This is a genomic window from Hyalangium ruber (assembly GCF_034259325.1).
Lineage (GTDB): Bacteria > Myxococcota > Myxococcia > Myxococcales > Myxococcaceae > Hyalangium_A > Hyalangium_A rubrum.
The window spans coordinates 51,198-70,433 of record NZ_JAXIVS010000028.1; the positions used below are offsets into that span (position 1 = coordinate 51,198).

At 67.7% G+C, this 19,236-nt stretch carries 12 protein-coding genes; 10 read left to right on the plus strand and 2 right to left on the minus strand.

Features of this window, described 5'->3' with window-relative positions:
- Positions 1-9: 9 nt before the first annotated feature.
- The 5 genes from SYV04_RS42535 to SYV04_RS42555 are packed head-to-tail and all read left to right on the plus strand — an operon-like array spanning position 10 to position 4,870.
- Positions 10-840, plus strand: a complete 831-nt coding sequence (locus SYV04_RS42535) for a SagB/ThcOx family dehydrogenase (RefSeq protein WP_321551851.1) — start codon at positions 10-12, stop codon at positions 838-840.
- A complete protein-coding gene (locus SYV04_RS42540; protein WP_321551852.1) occupies positions 833-1,774 on the plus strand; it encodes an ABC transporter ATP-binding protein in 942 nt (313 codons plus the stop codon). Before SYV04_RS42535 ends, SYV04_RS42540 begins: the two co-directional genes overlap by 8 nt.
- Complete coding sequence (locus tag SYV04_RS42545) at positions 1,771-2,802, plus strand: ABC transporter permease (protein ID WP_321551853.1); 1,032 nt, start codon at positions 1,771-1,773, stop codon at positions 2,800-2,802. Before SYV04_RS42540 ends, SYV04_RS42545 begins: the two co-directional genes overlap by 4 nt.
- Before the next feature lie 59 nt (positions 2,803-2,861).
- Positions 2,862-3,479, plus strand: a complete 618-nt coding sequence (locus SYV04_RS42550) for a TetR/AcrR family transcriptional regulator (protein ID WP_321551854.1) — start codon at positions 2,862-2,864, stop codon at positions 3,477-3,479.
- Positions 3,476-4,870, plus strand: a complete 1,395-nt coding sequence (locus tag SYV04_RS42555) for an amidase (RefSeq protein ID WP_321551855.1) — start codon at positions 3,476-3,478, stop codon at positions 4,868-4,870. The genes SYV04_RS42550 and SYV04_RS42555 overlap by 4 nt, the downstream gene beginning before the upstream one ends.
- 23 nt (positions 4,871-4,893) lie before the next feature.
- On the opposite strand, the gene SYV04_RS42560 is transcribed toward SYV04_RS42555, so the two are convergent.
- Together SYV04_RS42560 and SYV04_RS42565 are read right to left on the minus strand one after the other, a co-directional pair.
- Positions 4,894-5,349, minus strand: a complete 456-nt coding sequence (locus SYV04_RS42560) for a VOC family protein (protein ID WP_321551856.1) — start codon at positions 5,347-5,349, stop codon at positions 4,894-4,896.
- 133 nt (positions 5,350-5,482) lie between these two features.
- The gene (locus SYV04_RS42565; RefSeq protein WP_321551857.1) at positions 5,483-8,122 is read right to left on the minus strand and encodes a pentapeptide repeat-containing protein; all 2,640 of its coding nucleotides are present in this window, start codon (positions 8,120-8,122) and stop codon (positions 5,483-5,485) included.
- A gap of 163 nt (positions 8,123-8,285) precedes the next feature.
- On the opposite strand from SYV04_RS42565, the gene SYV04_RS42570 reads away from it, so the two are divergent.
- From SYV04_RS42570 to SYV04_RS42590, 5 genes are all read left to right on the plus strand, one after another.
- Positions 8,286-9,359, plus strand: a complete 1,074-nt coding sequence (locus SYV04_RS42570) for a hypothetical protein (RefSeq protein WP_321551858.1) — start codon at positions 8,286-8,288, stop codon at positions 9,357-9,359.
- Positions 9,360-9,471: 112 nt separating this feature from the next.
- A complete protein-coding gene (locus SYV04_RS42575; protein WP_321551859.1) occupies positions 9,472-10,257 on the plus strand; it encodes a glycosyltransferase in 786 nt (261 codons plus the stop codon).
- Positions 10,254-11,984, plus strand: coding sequence for a DUF6311 domain-containing protein (locus SYV04_RS42580; protein WP_321551860.1), 1,731 nt, complete (start codon positions 10,254-10,256; stop codon positions 11,982-11,984). The genes SYV04_RS42575 and SYV04_RS42580 overlap by 4 nt, the downstream gene beginning before the upstream one ends.
- Before the next feature lie 236 nt (positions 11,985-12,220).
- On the plus strand, positions 12,221-13,774 hold the full coding sequence (locus SYV04_RS42585; RefSeq protein WP_321551861.1) for an amidohydrolase family protein: 1,554 nt from the start codon (positions 12,221-12,223) through the stop codon (positions 13,772-13,774).
- Positions 13,775-13,834: 60 nt separating this feature from the next.
- Complete coding sequence (locus SYV04_RS42590) at positions 13,835-19,096, plus strand: trifunctional serine/threonine-protein kinase/ATP-binding protein/sensor histidine kinase (protein WP_321551862.1); 5,262 nt, start codon at positions 13,835-13,837, stop codon at positions 19,094-19,096.
- Positions 19,097-19,236 lie beyond the last annotated feature (140 nt).

Genomic DNA, 19,236 nt, shown 5'->3' on the forward strand with positions numbered 1-19,236 from the left:
GGCGACACCATGAGACCGAAAGCCAGACGCATCCTTCAGGAATTCGAGCAGGGAGACACGGCCCTGGGCCTCCTGTTCCACGAGAACTCCAAGCTCACGCCCCACCGGCAGCAGGAGATGCACCGGCGGATCGGTCGGATCCTCTCCGAGGGGCTCCTGAAGCAGTTCTCGAAGTCCTACAAGAGCTACCCCAGCCATCCGCAGGTGGAATTACCGCGCGCGGAGCTGGTCCTGGCTCGGGAACTCCAGGAGATCATCGTGGGCCGGCGCTCCGTCCGTGCATTCGATCCCACCGGGCCCGTAACACTCCAGGAGTTGGCCAACCTCCTTCAGCTCTCGTATGGCATCACGGGCACGCTGGAAGGCCCAGGGGTGACGCAATACCTGCGGGCCATCCCCAGCGCCGGCGCGCTCTATCCCCTCGAGCTCTACCTGCTGGCGCAACGGGTCCAAGGGCTTGCCCCGGGCCTTTATCACTACCGTGTGGCGCACCACGCCCTCGAGGTGCTGGAACTCGGGGACCAGTCCGAGCGCCTGCGGTGCATGGAGCGAGACTGGACCATGAGCTCGACCGCCGCGTGCTGCCTGGTGATCAGCGGGATGTTCGAGCGGACGATGATCAAGTACCAGGAGCGCGGCTATCGGTTCGTCCTCATGGAAGCCGGAATGCTGGGCCAACACGCAACCCTGCTGGCGGAGTGCCAGCGCATCCGCTCCTGCATGATGGGGGGGTGGGCCGACGATGAGCTCAACCAGCTCTTTGGACTCGACGGCCTCTCCGAGTCCGTGCTCCTCGCCCTCTGTCTCGGACGGACTCCAAGGGAGAGCGCTCATGAGTGAATTCGCTCCCCCTGCCATCGAGGCCAAGGGGCTGGTCAAACACTACGGCGGCACGGTGGCTGTCGATGGCATCGATCTGGTCGTCCAGTCGGGCGAGTGCGTCGGGCTGCTCGGTCCCAATGGCGCGGGAAAGAGCACCACGATGGAGCTGCTCGAGGGGCTCCAGGCGCCAACGTCGGGGAGCGTGAGCCTGCTCGGCCAACGCTGGGAGGGAGATTCGACGGGGCTGCGCGCCCGTATCGGCATCGCTCCACAGGAGACGCGGTTCTACGGCCGGTTGACGGTCCACGAGACGCTCGAACTCTTCCGCTCCTTCTACCCCCGCGGCCTCTCGGTGGACGAGCTCATCGGACTGGCGCGACTGGAGGAGAAGCGTGGGGCCTATGTGATGCACCTGTCAGGTGGTCAGCTGCAACGGCTCTCGCTCGCCGCCGCGCTGGCAGGCGATCCGGAGCTGCTGTTCTTGGATGAGCCCACCGCCGGGCTGGATCCACAATCGCGCGAAGCCCTCTGGGACATCCTCTCGGGCCTCAAGGCCGGCGGACGCACGGTGGTGCTGACCACCCACTACCTGGGCGAGGCTCAGATGCTCTGTGACTGGGTGGCCATCGTCGACCGTGGACGCATCGTGACCCAGGGAAAGCCCACCGAGCTGATCGCCGGCATCGGAGGCGGGCACGTCATCGAGCTGGTAGCGAGCAGGGCATTTGCCCCCGAGACGCTGGCCGACTTGCCGACGCTCCACAACCTCTTCCCGCGTGGCGCTGGATTCACCCTGCATGTGGCGGAGCTTCACCTGGCGCTGCCCTGGTTGATGGAGCGGGTGCGCTCGCTGGGCATGACGCTCCGCGCGCTCTCGACGCGCGAGGCGACCCTCGACGACGTGTTCCTGGCCTTCACCGGCCGCAGCCTGCGTGAGAGTGAGCCAACATGAAGCCCTCCCCGATGCGTCTCCTGTTCCTGCTTCGGGTCCGCAGCCTCCTGCGCGAGCCGTGGGCGCTCTTCTGGACTTTCGGCCTTCCGCTGTTGCTGTCCCTGTCACTCGGGTTCGCCTTCCGCGACAAGGCCCCGTCGGTGCTCTCCGTGGCCGTGACGGACGGGTTGGACGCGGAGGGGATCACGGCCCGCCTCGACGCATCCCCGGACCTGAGCGCCGAGCGCCTGCCTCCAGCCGAGGCGATGAAGGCACTGAAGCAGGGTCGGGTCATGCTCGTGGTGGAGCCTGGTCCTCCGCTCCGGCTGAACGTTGACCCCTTGCAGCAAGACGGGCGAATCGCGCGTCTGGCGACCCTGAACGTGCTCGAACGGTCGCCTGGAGGAGCGGAGCAGGTGGTGGTGAAGGACTCGCCGCGCGAGGGCACGGGCCGCCGCTACGTCGACTTCCTCATCCCCGGGGTGGTGGGCTTCGCGCTCATGTCGTCGGCCATCTGGGGGGTGGGCTCGGTGCTCGTACAGCTGCGAACAGGCAAGATGCTCAAGCGGATGGTGGCCACGCCCATGAAGCGGGGCAGCTTCCTGTTCTCCTTTCTGGTCTGGCGTGGCGCGCTCGGGTTGGTCGAGATCCTCGTCCTGTTGGGCTTCGCCCGGCTCGTGTTCGGAGTCCGGGTCTCGGGTGGTGTGCTGGCGTTCACGGCCTTCGGGCTGCTCGGCGCGGTCTGCCTTGCGGGGGTGGCCGTGTTGGTGGCCAGCCGTGCGCGGAACCTGGAGACGGCCAACGGCGTGATGAGCGTGACCAGCATGTCGATGGGACTCCTCTCCGGCGTCTTCTTCTCCGTGAGTCACTTCCCCGCCTGGCTGCAGGGGCTCGTGCAGTGGCTCCCGTTGAACGCGCTCAACCATGGCCTGCGCGGCATCCTGCTGGACGGCGCGGGGCTTCTCTCCCTGGGCAAGGATCTGCTCGTGCTGGGAGCCTGGGGGCTGGCCTCCTTCCTGGCGGCGCGGCGCACCTTCCTCTGGACGTAGCTACCCCTGGGTCTTGACACGCGCCAAAAGCGAACGCATCATTCACTTTAGGAGCGACGATGGTCCAGACGCGCAAACCGGAGACGCATGCCCGTGTGCTCGCAGCGGCCGAGCAAGCCTTCGCCGAGGCTGGCTACGAGGGCGCCACCGTGGCCGACATCGCGGCACGTGCCGGCGTGTCGACGGGCAACGTCTATCGCTACTTCGAGAACAAGGACGCGCTCTTCTACGAGGTGCTTCCCGACGCGTTCGCCGTCACATTCCTCCGCCTCGTGCAGAGGCGCGTCCGAGCCCTCGCGCGCGCGGATGACCTCACGGCGCTCGACGCGTCAGCCCGGGGCAAAGCAGAGGAGTTGCTGCGCTTCTGGGTCGAGCATCGACGGCAGGTGATCATCCTCCTCGACCGCTCGAAGGGCTCGCGGCATGAGGCCTTCGCCGAGCGATTCGTGAGCGCCTTGATGCGCCCCACGCTCGCGAAGTTCCGGGCCGACACGGGCACACGGCTCTCGGGGGCCGCGCGCTTCGTCCTCGAGCAGATCTTCCGCAACACCGTCCGCACCATCGTCTCGATCCTGGAGGCGCATGAGGATGAGGCGTCTATCCGCAACGCCTTCCAGGGATTTTGGAGTTACCAGCTCGCGGGCCTCGCGGGCTTTTCAAAATGGGTGGCCACATGACCGATCTCTCCCGTCTTGACGCCGTCGCGCAGGCGAGCCTGGTATCGCGCGGCGAGCTGAGCGCGCTCGAACTCGTTGATGCGGCCATCCGCCGCATCGAAGCCCTGGAGCCCTCCATCCACGCGCTCGCGAGCCACGACTTCACGGCCGCTCGTGCGCGGGCGGCCCAGAAACCAAGCGGCCCCTTGGCGGGCGTTCCGTTCCTCCTGAAGGATCTCCTCCCCTACCCCGGCCAGCGCTGCGCGATGGGCTCTCGCCTCTTCCGCTCCAACATGGCGCGTGAGGGGTCCCCATACACCGAGCGCCTCGACGCGGCGGGCCTCATCACCCTGGGCAAGAGCACGACCTCGGAGTTCGGTCTGCTTGGCAGCACCGAGACGCTGCTCGAGGGTGTGACGCACAACCCGTGGGATCTCACCCGCTCCGCCACGGGCTCATCCGGAGGCGCTGCGGCCGCCGTCGCCAGCGGCATGGTGCCGCTTGCTCACGCAAGCGACGGCGGCGGCTCGATCCGGATCCCCGCAGCCGCGTGTGGCCTCTTCGGCTTCATGCCGGGGCGTGGACGGCTCGTGTCCACGGGCCAGGCCCTCCCCTTCGATCTCTTGCGCGATCACTGCGTGAGCCGGAGTGTGCGCGATAGCGCGCTCCTGCTCTCGCTCACCGAGGAAGTCGGCGGCAAGGCGGGACCGCCCGTCGGCTATGTCGACCGACCGCTCGCGCGTCGGCTCCGCATCGGCTTCTACTCGCGGACGATCATGGGCGACGCTCCGGACCCGGAGGTCGCGAAGGCACTCGAGCGAACGATCGCGCTCTGCACCGAGCTGGGCCATGAGCTCATCGAGGCGCCACCGCCCGAGTTCGACGGTCCGACCCTCTCGACGGGATTCTTCGCCATCTCGGCCGCGGCGCTGACAGAGGTCGCCGCGACGATGAAGGGCATGCTCGGACGCCCCGTCGGCCCCGAAGACTTCGAGCCATTCACGCTCTCGTTGATCGACTGGTATCGCGGGCTGCCGAGCGACACGTTCTCGCGCGCCATGGTGAGCTTCGAGGACGCGGGCCACCGCATGCGTTCCTACCTCGACGGATATGACGTCGTGCTGTGCCCGACGGTGCCAGTCGCGCCTTTCGCCCTGGGCACGCTCTCGCCCGAGCTCGATCGAGAGACGTTGATCCGTCGTACCGAGAAGCTCGCCGGGTACACGCCCATCCATAACATCGCGGGCGTACCCGCCATGAGCGTGCCGCTCTTCACCGCCTCGGCCGGCTGGCCGATCGGCAGCCATTTCGCCGCGCGTCGGGGCGAAGAGGCGACCCTGCTCGGCCTCGCCTATCAGCTCGAGCAGGCCGCTCCCTGGCGCGACCGGTGGCCCTCGATCTCCGCCACCTGAGCGTGGGAAAAGGGCCCTCGCGCCTACTTCGGCGGAGGCTGCGAGAACATCGCCTTGATGCGCTTCTTCATCTCCGCCGGAGCTACGTCCTCGACCTGGCTGCAGATGGCCCACTGCTGGCCAAACGGATCCGACAGGACGCCGTATCGATCTCCCCAGAACACGTTCTCCAGCGGCATGACAACCTGAGCGCCCGCCCCCACCGCCTTCTTCCACGCCTTGTCCGCGTTCTCCACGTACAGGTGCAGGGTGCTGGAACTCGGCACACTGTTCATCATCGGATCAGAGACGAAGACGTGGGCATCTCCAATCTGGACGTCCGAGTGCATCACCTTGCCATCTGGAGCCAGCATCTTCCCCAGCACCTTCGCGCCGAAGGCCTTCTTGTAGAAGGCCAGGGCCGCATGGGCATCCTTGACCGCGAGATGTGGCGTGACGGTGGTGAAGCCCTTCGGAACAGGACGAACCTTCTTCGGCATGGAGCGCTCCTGGCTACGAGGTAGGGCGCCATCAAGAATCAAGCGACCCTGTCCGAGCAAGGTTTTTGAAGCGTGGCCTGTACCTGTCAGGTTGGATCCAAGAAAATAGGATTCCCGGTGAACTCTGGGGCGTTCAAGCCGGGGGACGCATGCCCTTGGGCCACCGGGTCCTGGCGTCGTACTTCACGTCGGTCAGCTTCTCCGGCAGCCTGGCCCCGCGAAGGTCGGCGCCAGAGAAGTTGGCGTACATCAGCTCGGCGCCGAGGAGATCGGCGTCGCGCAGGTCGGCCCCGTCGAAGCGCGCGCTGGCGAGGTATACGCCGAGGCGTGCCTTGCGCAGATCCGCCCCGCTAAAGACGGTGCGGAAGCACCTGGCGCCGGTGAAGATCGCGCCGCGCAGATCGGCGCCACGGAAGACGGTGTCGAACAGGTCCACGCCCGAGAGGTTCGCGCCAGCGAGCTTGGCTCCCGTGAAGTCCAGCACCGCCAGCCGGTACTGCTGGAGGTCCAGTCCCTCCAGGTCGATGCCCTGGAGGGACGTGGGAAAGTCCTCGCCACCGGCCTCCACGTATCGCTCGCGCCAGGTGTTCCAACGCCTGGCGCCGTTCTTCACCTCGTTCCGCAACAGGGCACGCGCCTCACCCGCTGTCGGCAGCAGGAGCTTGGCCAACGCCGGCTCCGAGACTGACTTGAACTTCGCTCCCTTGGCGGCCAGAGCGGGCATCAGCGCAGCGGAGGGGTTCTCGCCGAGCGCCACATGCGTGACCTTCGCGTCAGGCTTGGTGGCAACCTCTCCACCCAGTTCCTTCACGGTCAGCTCACGGAAGTTCGCGCTCGTGTCCTTGAAGCGACCGGCGAAGAGGAAACGCGTCCCAGCCAGGCGCTGCTCGAACATCGCCTCTGGCTTCGCGCCCTCTGCTCCCAATGCCTCCAGGAGGAAGGGCGCGCCGGCCTCCGGCTTCACCTGGGGCAGGGTCTGCACGACCACGTTGCCGTCCGGCCCCACGTAGGCCACGTCATCGCCAAGCGTCGCCAACGGAAGCGCCTCCCGCATCGACCCTTCGGGCCACACGTCTTCCGCCTCCTGGGCCTCAAGCCAGTGCGCCTTCTGCGGGTCGGCCGCGTCCGCGAGCAGCAACCGTCCCGAGGAGTCAACGACCGCGATGCGCGCCCCGCCCACGAAGGCCACCTGCCCCAGCCGCACGCCCGGGCGCTCCAGTCGCGCCACCGTCTCGCCGCTGCGCGGATCGACCACCAGGAGTGAGCTCTCCGCACTGGCGTTGTTGTCGCTTCCATCCACGCTGACGGCGATCCAGCCGCGCTCTGAGACGGCGAGCCCACGCACGATCGTGTCCGATCCTCCGCTGTCGATCACGATGTCGCGAATCACCTCCGGTGTCTTTCCCAGCCGCCAGAGGTGGAGGGCCTCGTCGGCGGTCACCAGCCACGCGTCCTTCGGGCCAAAGGCGCACGCCATCGTCCGCTCGGCGTGCGGAAGCGTGGCGAGGCACACGCCCCGCTTCAGCTCCCACAGCTCGACGTTGTTCTGGGCCGGCGCCGCGAGCAGTGTTCCTCCCCGCGACAGGGAGAGGGCACCGGAGGCGTACTCGGAGAGTTCGAAGGCCGAGTCAGCCTTCGGATCGAGCGTCTTACCGACGAAGATCGATTGATAGTCCAGCCGTACCAGCAAGCCTGACGAGAGCCCTTTCACGTCAGTCGGAGGGAACACCGCGGGAATCTCCGTCATCGCGCCAGTCGATCGCGCCCACGAAGCGTAGGAGCTCATCGAAGCGGCCACGACCGCGCGTGGGGTGAGCGCGAGCCCCTGGATTGGCGCCTGCACCGCGTTCTTCACCACGGGTTCGCCGTCCTTCGTCGACCAGACACTCAACGCCCCCGGGGTGGAGCCGGTGGCAAGCCAGCGGCCATCGGGAGAGAGCGCGGTGACCGAGCCCTGCTCATGCCGTCCAGGGACCTCGATCGCCGGTCCTTTGCCGCCACCCGGGATGCTCCAGGAGCGCAGCCGGCGCTCATTACCGAGCGAGAACGCGCGTTTTCCGTCAGGCGAGAAGCAGACCCATCTGCAACCCGCGCCGCCGCCCTGCTCGAACCCGTGATAGCCCACGAAGGACGACACGGGCCTCAGCGCGTTCACCTGCCACAGCTCGACCTTCCCGGTCCCCTGGCCGACGAGCAGGAGCTCCCCCCCGGGCGAGAACGCGAGGGAGATGACCTTGTTGCTCTTGCGCTTCGCCTGCTCCTTGCCTTTGCGTGCGTCGTACAGGCGAACCATTCCCTTCGACGAGCCGGTCGCCAGCAGTCCACCGTCGGCGCTGAAGGCGACGGCGTAGAGGTCCCCTTCCTTCTCTCGTACGGTGTGGACGACGGTGCCTCGCTTCGTCTCTCGGACCTGGGCGCTTGCCCCCTTCACGGTGGCCAGCAACGAGCCGTCCGGGCTCACCGCGCCGAGATGGAGCGCTTGTTCGCCTTCCACTGTCCAGACCGTCTTCCCACTCGGTGAGAGCCGGCGGACCTTCCCCCACGACGAGACGATGAGATCGCCTCCTGGCAGGACACGGACATGCCTCCAGAGCCCCTTGATCTCGCGCTGAGCGACGACAGCGCCACTGTCGACGGCGAAGGACACGCATCGGGTGGAGTCCTCGCCTGGGAGGAGCGCCACCAGGGTGCGCGAGTCAGGGGAGAAGGCGATCCCCGCGAAGGTGCCGGGAGCGTTGAAGCAGGAGGCGCCATGAACGCGACGGGTGGGCATGTCATCGCCCTCTATCGCAGACGCTTCGGAGGACATAGGCCCGAGACGCGCCGACCGCCCCCTTCGCCAGCTCCCCGTGGACGTGAAAGCGAGTCCCCAGTGGGGCTACACTCGCGAGCGAGTCGTTCATTCTCCCGTCCTCTCCACGCCCTGGAGTTGCCTCATGCACGAGCGTCTGCCGCCGCCCTCCGCCGCCCCCCAAGCGTGGGAGATGATTACCGACGCCGAGCAGGTCTTCACCCTCGCGATGCCACGCGGCTGGCGGAACCGGGCCTGGGTCCAACGCAACGGCCCCATCCCTCACCAGCTCGCGACGACCGAGAGCCCGGACGGAGAGACCGCGCTGTTCCTGGGCGATCCGACGATCCCCCAGTTCTGCGAGCCCTCCGCGGCGATGTTCGGCCTGCAGCCGGGAACCGTGGTGCAGCCTTACACCTCCATCGAGCACTTCCTGCCCTCCTACGCCCAGCACCGCTTCGGCGGACTGCCTGGCTTCCGGCTGGGCGCGATGGCTCCATCACCGGAGCTGTTCCAGTGGACCGGGCAGGCGCTTCAGCGCGCGGGCGCGACACAGATGTGGATCACGTCCGGCCGGCTCTCCTTCGCGTTCGACGAAGGGCCGCGCCGGGTACAGGCGCTCCTCTTTGGCTCCAGCGTGAGCTTGCGGCCCATCTGGATGGTCCACGTCTATGGCATCACCACGGTGGGTGACCCCGAGGCCTTCGCCCCGGCGCTGCTGGAGATGCTGACCTCGCTGCGGACGAACCCGGCCATCCTGGAGCGCCAGCAGCAGGAGCGCGCGCGATCGGCCGCCCAGCATCAAGCCACCATGGCGATGATCAACCAGGGCACCGCCATCCTCCAAGCCAACCACCAGCAGAACATGGCGACGCTGAGGGGCATGGCGGCGAACCACCAGGCGCACATGGCGTCACTCCATGAGAGTCACGCCGCGCACAACGCGGCCTGGCAGAGCCAGCAGGCGTCACAAGCGGCGGCCCACCACGCGCAGATGCACACCTCCGATGACTCCCACCGCCGCTTCCTCAACGCCATCTCCGAGGAGCGCACCGTGATCGACGGCGAGGGGAACAGCCACCAGGTGGCCGACGGCTACGACCGCTACTTCCGCCGCCGCTCCGACGGCTCCTGGATCGGCACCCGGGACCACCGCGACCTGAGAGATATCCCCGGGGTGAACCCCAACGACTACGAAGAGGTGAAGATCAAGGTGTAGCCCATCATAAGCGGCTGGAGTGAAGCTGGGATCGACGTGCTATATGGGCGCGGCATTTCGGCGTCTCCTCGGTGGCCGTGCTCCGTGGAGGGATGTGCAGGAGCGGAAACTGGTGGGAACGACAGCCTGGATCAGCGTGGCCGTGCCGGCCTTCAACGAGGGAGCACGTCTCCCGCTCCTCGTGGATCAGTTCGTGTCCGAGGGCCAGGGCATCCAGAGCCCGGCGGTCGAGCTGGTCATCTCGGACGATGGCAGCCGCGCACAGGACGCCCAGCGCTACGAGGAGATCATCGAAGCAGGCCAGGAGCGCCTGACCGCGGCGGGCGCGCCACACAAGCTCCGGTGCATCCACGCCCCCCAGAACCAGGGCAAGGGCTCGGCGATCCGTCGCGCCTGGAGCAATGCCGCCGCGGAGGCCCGCTGGCTCGCCTTCCTGGACGCGGACGGCGCCGTCTCGGGCCGCGAGTTCTGGCGCCTTGCAGGGCTGCTCACCGATGAGGTGCCCTTCGACGTGCTGGCCGCCTCCCGCGTGAAGATGGCCGGCCGGAGCATCGACCGGAAGCTCTTCCGTCACCTGCAGGGCCGGGTCTTCGCCACGCTGACGGAGCAGCTCTTCGGGCTGGGCTTCTACGACACGCAGTGCGGGCTCAAGTTCCTGCGCTCCGAGCTGCTGCGTCCGGTGCTGGAGCGCCTCGTCGAGGATCGCTGGCTGCTCGACGTGGAGCTGCTCGTGCTGCTGCGGCGCCAGGGCGCGCGGTTCCACGAAGAGCCCGTCGACTGGCACGAGCCGGGTGGCTCGAAGGTACGCTTCGGCGTGGACCCGCTGCGCATGCTCGCGGGGCTGGTGCAGATGAAGTCACGACTCGGTGAGGATGGCGGCGCCGGGGAGAGTCCGTGAGCCTTCCAGGCGAAGCTCCTGCTTCGAGCCGGTGGGACCGGCTGCTGCCTTGGCTGGGCGCGGCGCTGGGGTTTCTCTGGTACCTGGCGATCGGTGGAGCGAGAACGCTCGCTCCCACGCACCTGGACTGGGTCGGCGGAGGGGACTTCGCCCAGCACGTGCTGGGCTGGCTGCACTTCCGCAACGCGCCGTGGGGCTTCCCGCTGGGGAACACACCCACCCTCATGTACCCGCTCACCATGACGGTGGGCTTCACCGACTCGAATCCATGGGTGGCGGTGGCGCTCAAGCCCTTCTCGCGCTGGCTGCCCCAGGACTTCCAGTACATCGGGCCGTGGCTCGCCCTGTGCTTCGCGCTTCAAGGCTGGGTAGGCGTCAAGCTCGTGGCGCTCTACCTGCACGGAGCGCTGCAGCGCCTGCTGGGAGCGACCCTGTTCGTCATGTCGCCCGTGCTGCTCTTCCGGACGGGGCACGACACGCTGTGCGCCCACTGGTTGCTCCTGGCGATGCTCTGGGTCCACCTGCGTCCCCGCCCCGACTCACGGGCCGCCTGGAAGGCGCTGGGTGGAGCGCTCGCCCTCAATGCGATCGCCGCGGGCGTCCACCCCTACCTGCAGGTGATGGTCTTCGCCCTCACGGTGTCGCTGCTCTTCACGGTGACGCGGGTGGAGCACCACTTGTCCTGGCGCTCCGCGGGCGTAGCGCTCGCCGGAATGCTCGCCACGGTGGGGGCGCTCTTCTTCTTGTTCGGTTACGTGGGCCAGGGGATCAGCGCGGGAGGCAGCGGCTTCAGCTACTTCAGCGCGGACATGCTCACGCTCGTCAACCCGAACGGCTGGTCGCTCCTGCTGCCGGGTTTTCCCACGAGGACCGGGCAGTATGAGGGCTTTGGCTACCTCGGGACGGGCGTCATCGCGCTCATCGCTTTGCTCCTGCTCAGCAACCCCGCGCACTGGTGGCAGAAAGCCAAAGCAGGACTCAAGCCCCGGAAGTCCCTGGTGTTCTCGGTGCTCGCCCTGACACTGCTGGCCTTCTCATCGGTGATGACGGTGGCGGGCGAGACGGTGCTGTCCCTGCGGAGCGTGACGAAGCCTCTGCTGCCCCTGCTCGATCCCTTCCGATCCTCGGGCCGGTTCATCTGGCCGCTCCACTACGTGCTGATGACGGGCGTCATCGCGCTCATCGCATGGCGGTGGCGGCAGTACCCTCGCCTGCTCACCGGCTTGCTGCTGGGCGCGGTGCTCCTCCAAGGGCTGGACACCCCCGACGCATGGGACCGGAGCCGCTTCGGTGGAGGAGAGTGGCCGCGACTGCGGGCCCCGGAATGGGACCGCCTGGATCCGTTCTATCGGCACATCGTCCTGTACCCACCCGCCATCTTCGGCGCGGATGCGCCCTGCGACACCCAGACCTTTCCGGAGAACGCCTATCTGCGCTTCGGATATCTCGCCTATCTCAGGGGGATGACGACGAACAGCGTCTATCCGGCTCGCCTCGACCGCCCGAGAATCCTGGCGGCGTGTCAGGCGTTGCGGGACGAGCTCCAGCAAGGCCGCTTCGCGGAGGACACCCTCTACGTGGTGGGCAAGAAGGACCTGGCGGTGTTCCAGCGCCCGGGTATCACGTGCGGTGTGTTGGATGAGTACACGCTCTGTGTGGCCGCGAAGCAGGGCAGCTTCCAGGAAGCGCTCTCCCGCGCGACCCAGGTCCCCACCGCCCAGCCCTGACTCAGGGTCGCGAGGGGGAGGGCGCACACCTCTAGCGCCCTGCGTCAGCGGCGCTCCTCGCTCCCTCCGCTCCAACCCTCGTCTTCCACTGGCTCACCGCCAGTGTCCCGCAGGAGGCTCGACGCTGGGTTTCGCCACGCGCTAGCCTTCACGAAGCTCCAATGAAGTCAGCTTGGGTGCCTCGAGGAGAGGCAGCACGACAACGGCTCTGATGAGCCCAGAAGGGGGAGCGAGAAATGTGTCAGATGCTCTGTGGAAACCACTCGACGCATGACGGCGATCCGGCGAAGGCAGGCACCTCCCGCCGCGAGCTTCTCGCGGTAGGGGCTTCCGCCCTCGGTGCCGCGACAATCTCTTCCCCTACCCCCGCGCTGGCTGCGCCTGAGCAGGGAGACTTCTCGGCGGAGAGCGATGCCCGGGACCGTGAGCCGCCACGGGAGACCGGTGCCTCGCACCGGCGCTACCTGCTGAAAGGCGGCGCGGTCCTGAGCATGGACCCGAATGTGGGCGACTTCGCCCGCGGAGACGTGCTCATCGAAGGCAAGAAGATCGTCGCGGTCGGGCCCCACCTGCACGCTCCGGGCGCGGAGGTCATCAACGCCGCGGGCATGATCGTCATGCCGGGGTTCGTCGACACCCACCACCATCAGTACCAGACCGCGCTGCGGAGCTTCCTGTCGGACGGACTGCTGTTCAACGACGGGCTGCCCCACGGCGAGAAGAACTACCTCGACTACATCCACACCAAGATCACACCGGTCTATCGGCCCAAGGACGCCTTCATCGCCGAGCTCGTCGCTTCGCTCAGCCAGCTGGACGCGGGCGTAACCACGGTCGTCGATACGTCGCAGGTAGGCCACACTCCCGAGCACACCGATGCAGTCATCCGGGGGCTTCAGGAGGCGGGCCGTCGCTCGGTGTTCGTGTACTCACCGGGCGTGGGCCCCGGCAACATCTTCCCGAACGATCTCCAGCGGATCCGCAGCCGGTACTTCTCCTCGACCGACCAGCTTCTCACCTTGGCCATGGGCGGAGAGGTGTTCGACCCCGCGTTCCGTACCTACTGGGCGCTCGCGCGCCAGAATGGCCTGCCGATCGTGTCTCACCTCGTCGGCAGCCTCGGCCAGGCGACGCTCGTGGAGCAGCTCGCCAGTGAGGGCCTGCTCGGGCCTGACCTGGAGTTCATCCACGCCACCCGCATCTCGGAGGGCTCCTGGCAGGCGATCGCCCAGTCGGGCGCCAGTGTGTCGCTCGCGGTCCCGATCGAGATGACCATGCGGCACGGCATGCCGCCGATCCAGGCCGCGCTCGATCATGGCATCCAGCCCGCGCTCAGCATCGATGTCGAATGCACGATGACCGCGGACTTCTTCACCCAGATGCGGACCGCCTTCACGCTTCAGCGGGCGCTCATCAACGAGCGCGCGCTCAACGGCGAGACGAACCTGCCCGAGCTCCTCACGTGCCGCGATGTGATTCGCTTCGCCACGGTCGAGGGGGCCCGGGTAGCCCGGCTCTCCCACAAGATCGGCACGCTGACGCCGGGCAAGGAGGCAGACATCATTCTGCTGCGGGCCGATGCCATCAATGTGGCGCCGCTCAACAATGTGCCGGGCGCCGTCGTGACGTTGATGGAGCGCAGCAACGTGGACACGGTCATCGTCGCGGGCAGGATCCGGAAGTGGCGCGGCGCCCTGGTCGATGTGAACTGGGCCCAGCTGCGCGCCACCCTCGAGGCGTCCAGGGACTACATCTTCCAGGCGGCGGGCGTCCAGCGCGTGCTCTTCTGAGGTGCTAGCCCCGGGGCCTTGCGTGAGCAAGGCCCTGACGGTGGACTCCATCCATCCATCATGTTGAACCTCCCGGGTTACACGCTCCATCGTCCGGTCCGTGTCACTGGCACGAACATGCTGTTTCAGGCGGTGCGCGAAGCGGATGGCGCACCGGTCATCATCAAGACGCCGATGGGCCCCGCCATCGGTCCGCGCGAGAACGAGCGGTATCGCCGGGAGCACGGCATCCTGCAGCGGCTCCTGGGCGTGCGCGGCGTCACCCGGCCCTATGGTTGCGAGCGGGTCAACGACCGCCCCGTCCTGGTCCTGGAGGAAGTGCAAGGAGTCCCCCTGTCCGAGGCGGTGGGCAGCCCCTTCGAGGTCGCCCGCTTCCTCGAGCTGGCCATCTCCCTGGCCTCGACCCTCGCGGAGATCCACTTCCGGGGCGTCATCCACAAGGACCTCAAGCCCTCCAACATCATCCTCACCCCCTCGGGCGAGCCGCGCATCATCGACTTTGGTGTCGCCACCCTCCAGCGGACCGAGCATGTGGACGCGGCGCCAACCCACCTGATCGAGGGAACGCTGGCCTACATGTCCCCGGAGCAGACCGGGCGCATGAACCGCTCGGTGGACTACCGCACCGACTTCTACTCGCTGGGCGTCACGTTCTACGAGCTGCTCACGGGCGCCCGGCCGTTCCAGGGGCAGGACGCGCTCGAGTGGTTCCATGCCCACATGGCACAGATGCCGAGGCCGCCGCACGAGTTCATCCCCGGCGTGCCGCCCGTGCTGTCGGCGATCGTGATGAGGTGCCTGGCGAAGGTCGCCGAGGAGCGCTACCAGAGCGCCGAGGGGCTGAGGCACGACCTCGTCGAGTGCGAGGAGGGCCTGCGCAGGGGCGCCCTCGAGCTCTTCGTGCTGGGCAAGCGGGACATCCCCAGCCGCTTCCAGCTCCCCCAGCGGCTCTACGGGCGCGACACCCACGTCGCCACCCTGCTCCGGGGCTTCGAGCGAATCGTGAGCGGCGGCAGACCCGAGCTGATCCTGGTCCGCGGCTACTCCGGCATCGGCAAGTCGTCGGTGGTCCACGAGCTGCACAAGCCCGTGGTTCAGCGGCGAGGGTTCTTCCTGAGCGGCAAGTTCGATCAGCTCCAGCGCGATGTTCCCTACGCCACCCTGGCCCAGGCCATCCGGGGGCTGGTGCAGCAACTGCTGGCGGGCACCGACGAGGAGATCGCCCGGTGGCGTGAGCGCCTGCGGGAGGCCCTCCAGGGCAACGGTCAGCTCATCGTGGACCTGGTCCCTCAGCTGGCGCTCGTCATGGGCCCGCAGCCGGCGGTCCCGGAGCTTCCGCCCGCCGAGGCGCAGCACCGCTTCACTCAGGTGTTCCTCCAGTTCCTGGGAGTCTTCGCCACCGCCGAGCACCCGCTCGTCATGTTCCTGGACGATCTGCAGTGGGCGGACCTGGCCAGCCTCCGGCTCCTCCAGTCGCTCCTCACCGAGGAGGACGCGCCCGCGATGCTGTGGATCGGGGCCTACCGTGACAACGAGGTCAGCCCTTCCCACCCGCTGATGATGGCGCTGGTGGAGGTGCGCAAGGCGAAGACGCCGGTGACCGACCTCCAGCTCGAACCACTGAGCCTGGAACAGCTCCAGCACCTGGTCGGCGACGCGCTCCCGGGCGCGGGGCGAGAACTCATCGCTCCCCTCTCGGAGCAGGTCCACGAGAAGACCGGGGGCAATCCGTTCTTCGTCCTCCAGTTGATGCTGGCGCTGCACCACGACGGCCTCCTCAGCCGCGCGCCCGGAGGAGGATGGCGATGGGATGCCGAGGGAGTCCGGGCCAAGGGGTACTCCGACAACATCGTCGACTTCATGGCGCGCGGCCTGCACCAGCTTCCCGCGTGTACGCAGCACCTGCTCTGCATGGCGGCGTGCATGGGCAACAGCTTCTCCCTGGGGATGCTGAACCTCATCTCCGGCATGGAGGAGGGCGAGGTGGAGCGTGGCCTCGAACCAGCGCTCCTGGAGGGTCTGGTGGTGTGCAGCGCCCCGGAGGAGTACCGGTTCCTGCATGACCGCATCCAGCAGGCGGCGCATGCCCTCATCCCCGAAGGAGACCGCAAGGAGGTCCACCTGCGCATCGGGCGCCTGCTGCTGGAGCGTCTGTCCGCCGAGGAGGTGCGCGAGAAGCTCTTCGAGCTCGTGAGCCAGCTCAACACCGGGGTGGAGCTGATCCGAGATCCCGAGGAGCGCTACCGCCTCGCGCGCCTGAACGCCGAGGCCGGCTTGAGGGCCCGCGCTTCGAGCGCGCACGGCTCGGCCGCCGCCTATCTCTCGATGGCCTTCGGGCTCATCCCGGGCGATCCCTGGGAGACGGACCACGCGCTGGCCTTCAAGGTGCGGCTCGCACAAGCGAGCAGCGAGCTCATGAGCGGCAACGCCGCCGAGGCCCGGCGCCTGCTAGAGGCATTGCGCTCCCGCGCGAGGAGCCGGGCGGACATCGCCGCCGCCTACGGCATGACGCATGAGGTACTCCTCATCGCCGGCGAAATCCAAGCCTCCGTGACCTGCCTCCTGGAGAGCCTGGCGCTCTTGGGCATGCCAATGCAGCCGCACCCCTCCTGGGAGGAGGCCGCAGCCGCCCGAGAGGAGGTCCAGACACTCCTGGGCACTCGCCCCATCGAGAGCCTCATCGAGCTACCGCTGATGACGGACGCGGACATGAAGCCGGTGATGAGCGTCCTGGCCCGCCTCTTCCCGTCGGCCTACTTCACCGACAACAACCTGCTCATCCTGCATGTCTGCCGGATGGTCTCCCTGAGCCTGCGCTACGGCAACACCAACGAGTCGGTGATCGGCTACAGCTCGCTCGGCGTGCTGCTCGGCAAGTTCTTCAAGAGCTATCAGGAGGGCTACGCCTATGGCGCGCTCGCCTGCGCGCTCGTCGATCGGTACAACCTGTCCAACGAGCGGGTCCGAGCGCTCTTCAACCTGGAGATGATCAGCTACTGGTGCCGACCCCTGGCCGCCGCGCATGAGCACGCCCTGAGCAGCTTCCAGCACGCGGTCCAGACCAACAACTACCTGTTCGCCTGCTACATCGTCGGCCACATCGTCTGGAACCGGCTGGCCATGGGGCACTCCCTGGACGACGTCGCCCAGGACACGGTCGCCCGAATGGACTTCATGCGCAAGACCGGCTTCGTGGGGGTGGAGGAGACCACCCTCATCGTCCTGCGCTACGTGCAGCAGCTGCGGGGGCGCTCGCCCTCGTTCGGCACGCTGGATGGAGAGGGCTTCGAAGAGCGGGCCTTCGAGGCCGGGCTGACGCCGGCCCACATGAGCAGCATGGTGTGCCAGTACTGGCTCTCCAAGATGCAGGCGCGCTTCATGTGCGGTGCTTACGCGGAGGCACGTGATGCGGGGGAACAGGCAGCGGCGTTCATCTGGTCCTTCATTGGCATCATTCCGCTCCTGGACTTCCACCTCTTCCGCGCCCTGACCCTGGTCGCGTGTTGCGAGGGGGCGACGGAGGAGCAGCAGCGGCGGTACCTCGAGACCGCCGAGACACATCGGCAACAGCTCGCGGAGTGGGCGGACAACTGCCCTGAGACCTTCCGCGCGCTCGAGCGGCTGGTCTCCGCGGAGCTGGCCCGCGTCCGGGGCCGCCTGGACGAGGCGCTCCCCGCGTACGAGGAGGCCCTGCGCGTGGCCCGCGAGAACGGCTTCATCCAGCACGGGGCCCTCGCGTGCGAGCTGGCGGCGAACTTCTACCGCAAGCGGCAGGCACCTTTCATCGCGGAGGCCTACGCGCGCCAGGCCCGGGAGGCGTACGCGCAGTGGGGGGCCCAGGGCAAGGTCAAGCAGCTGGACGCCCTGTGGCCGTCCCTCGTCACGTCGGCAGCACCCGCGAGTGCCACTACCACCACCACCTCGGAGTCCCGGGAGCTCGACTCGCTCGCCGTGGTCAAGGTTCAGCAGGCCGTCTCCAGCGAAATCGTCCTCGAGCGGCTGGTGTCCACGCTCATGCGGGTGGCCACCGAGACCGCGGGAGCCCAACGTGGAGCCCTGCTGCTGCCGCGCGGGGACAAGCTCAGCGTCGCGGCCGACACGGAGTCGCACGAGGAGGTAGAGACCGCTCTTCCCTGGACGATCATCTCCTACGTCCGGCGTACGCACGAGCATGTGCTGATCGGTGACGCGGCGGTGTCTCACCCGTTCTCGTCCGACCCTTACCTCGAGCGCAGCGGGGCCAGGTCCGTGCTCTGCCTGCCGCTGCTGCGCCAGGAGTCGCTGTCGGGAGTGATGTACCTGGAGAACAGGGTCGCCTCCGGGGCGTTCACACCGGCCCGCATCGCGCTGCTGGGGCAGCTCGCCTCGCAGGCCGCCATCTCGATCGAGAACGCTCGACTGTACGCCGAGGTCCAGCGCGCCGAGACGGCCCTGCGCAGCGCCAATGACGAGCTGGAGCGGCGAGTGGAGGAGCGCACACGCGAGCTCAAGCAGGCTCAGGCCCAGTTGGTGGACACGGCGCGTGCGGCGGGCATGGCCGAGATCGCCTCCAACGTGCTGCACAACGTCGGCAACGTCCTCACCAGCGCCGGCATCAACCTGGAGCAGATGCGCGCCGCGGTCGCTGCCTCGCGCCTCGACCGGGCGGCTCAGCTCTCCACCATGCTCAAGGAGCACCGCGAGGACCTGGCGGAGTTCCTGACGGGCGACCCACGTGGCCGCGTCCTACCGGACTACCTCCTGGCCCTCACCGAGGAACTGCGCCAGGAGCGGACCCAGCTCCGGACGAACCTGAATGAGATGGGCATGCACATCGAGCACATCCATGCCATCGTCCGGGTGCAGCAGAACTACGCCAAGACCTCACTCATCCTCGATGAGTGGGATCTCGCTCAGCTCATCGAGGACAGCCTGCGCTTCCAGCTGGCCGCGCTGCGGCGCCACGGTGTCTCCGTGAAGCGCGAGTTCTCCCCCGTCCCCCCGGTGCAGGTGGACAAGCACAAGGTGCTGCAGATCCTCATCAACCTCATCAGCAACGCCAAGTACGCCATGGACGAGGTCCCCGAGGAACAACGCCACCTGTGCGTGCGGCTCACCGCCCAGGGGAACGTGGCTCGGATCCAGGTGGTGGACAGCGGCAAGGGCTTCACGCAGGAGGTCCGCAAGCATCTCTTCGCGCACGGCTTCACCACGCGCAAGGAGGGGCATGGCTTTGGCCTGCACTCGAGCGCGCTGGCGGCGCAGATGATGGGAGGACGCCTCCTGCTCGAGAGCGAAGGGCCGGGCAAGGGCGCGACGGCCACCCTCGCGCTCCCCCTCTAGCAGCCCCGCTGACGCTAAGCGGTCCGCCATAGATGTTGTACACATCTGCGATGCTGCGTGCAGATGTGAGCCCGGAGGAATGGGAGCGACTCCGCGAGCGGGGTCGCTCGTCCTGGGCGACCCCGTGGGAGCGTGACCGG

Excerpts from the sequence above, each read along its gene's own strand:
- SYV04_RS42535 (WP_321551851.1), top strand. The coding sequence starts at position 10 with ATGAGACCGAAAGCCAGACGCATCCTTCAGGAATTCGAGCAGGGAGAC.
- SYV04_RS42540 (WP_321551852.1), top strand. The coding sequence starts at position 833 with ATGAGTGAATTCGCTCCCCCTGCCATCGAGGCCAAGGGGCTGGTCAAA.
- SYV04_RS42545 (WP_321551853.1), top strand. The coding sequence starts at position 1,771 with ATGAAGCCCTCCCCGATGCGTCTCCTGTTCCTGCTTCGGGTCCGCAGC.
- SYV04_RS42550 (WP_321551854.1), top strand. The coding sequence starts at position 2,862 with ATGGTCCAGACGCGCAAACCGGAGACGCATGCCCGTGTGCTCGCAGCG.
- SYV04_RS42555 (WP_321551855.1), top strand. The coding sequence starts at position 3,476 with ATGACCGATCTCTCCCGTCTTGACGCCGTCGCGCAGGCGAGCCTGGTA.
- SYV04_RS42560 (WP_321551856.1), bottom strand. The coding sequence starts at position 5,349 with ATGCCGAAGAAGGTTCGTCCTGTTCCGAAGGGCTTCACCACCGTCACG.
- SYV04_RS42565 (WP_321551857.1), bottom strand. The coding sequence starts at position 8,122 with ATGCCCACCCGTCGCGTTCATGGCGCCTCCTGCTTCAACGCTCCCGGC.
- SYV04_RS42570 (WP_321551858.1), top strand. The coding sequence starts at position 8,286 with ATGCACGAGCGTCTGCCGCCGCCCTCCGCCGCCCCCCAAGCGTGGGAG.
- SYV04_RS42585 (WP_321551861.1), top strand. The coding sequence starts at position 12,221 with ATGTGTCAGATGCTCTGTGGAAACCACTCGACGCATGACGGCGATCCG.
- SYV04_RS42590 (WP_321551862.1), top strand. The coding sequence starts at position 13,835 with ATGTTGAACCTCCCGGGTTACACGCTCCATCGTCCGGTCCGTGTCACT.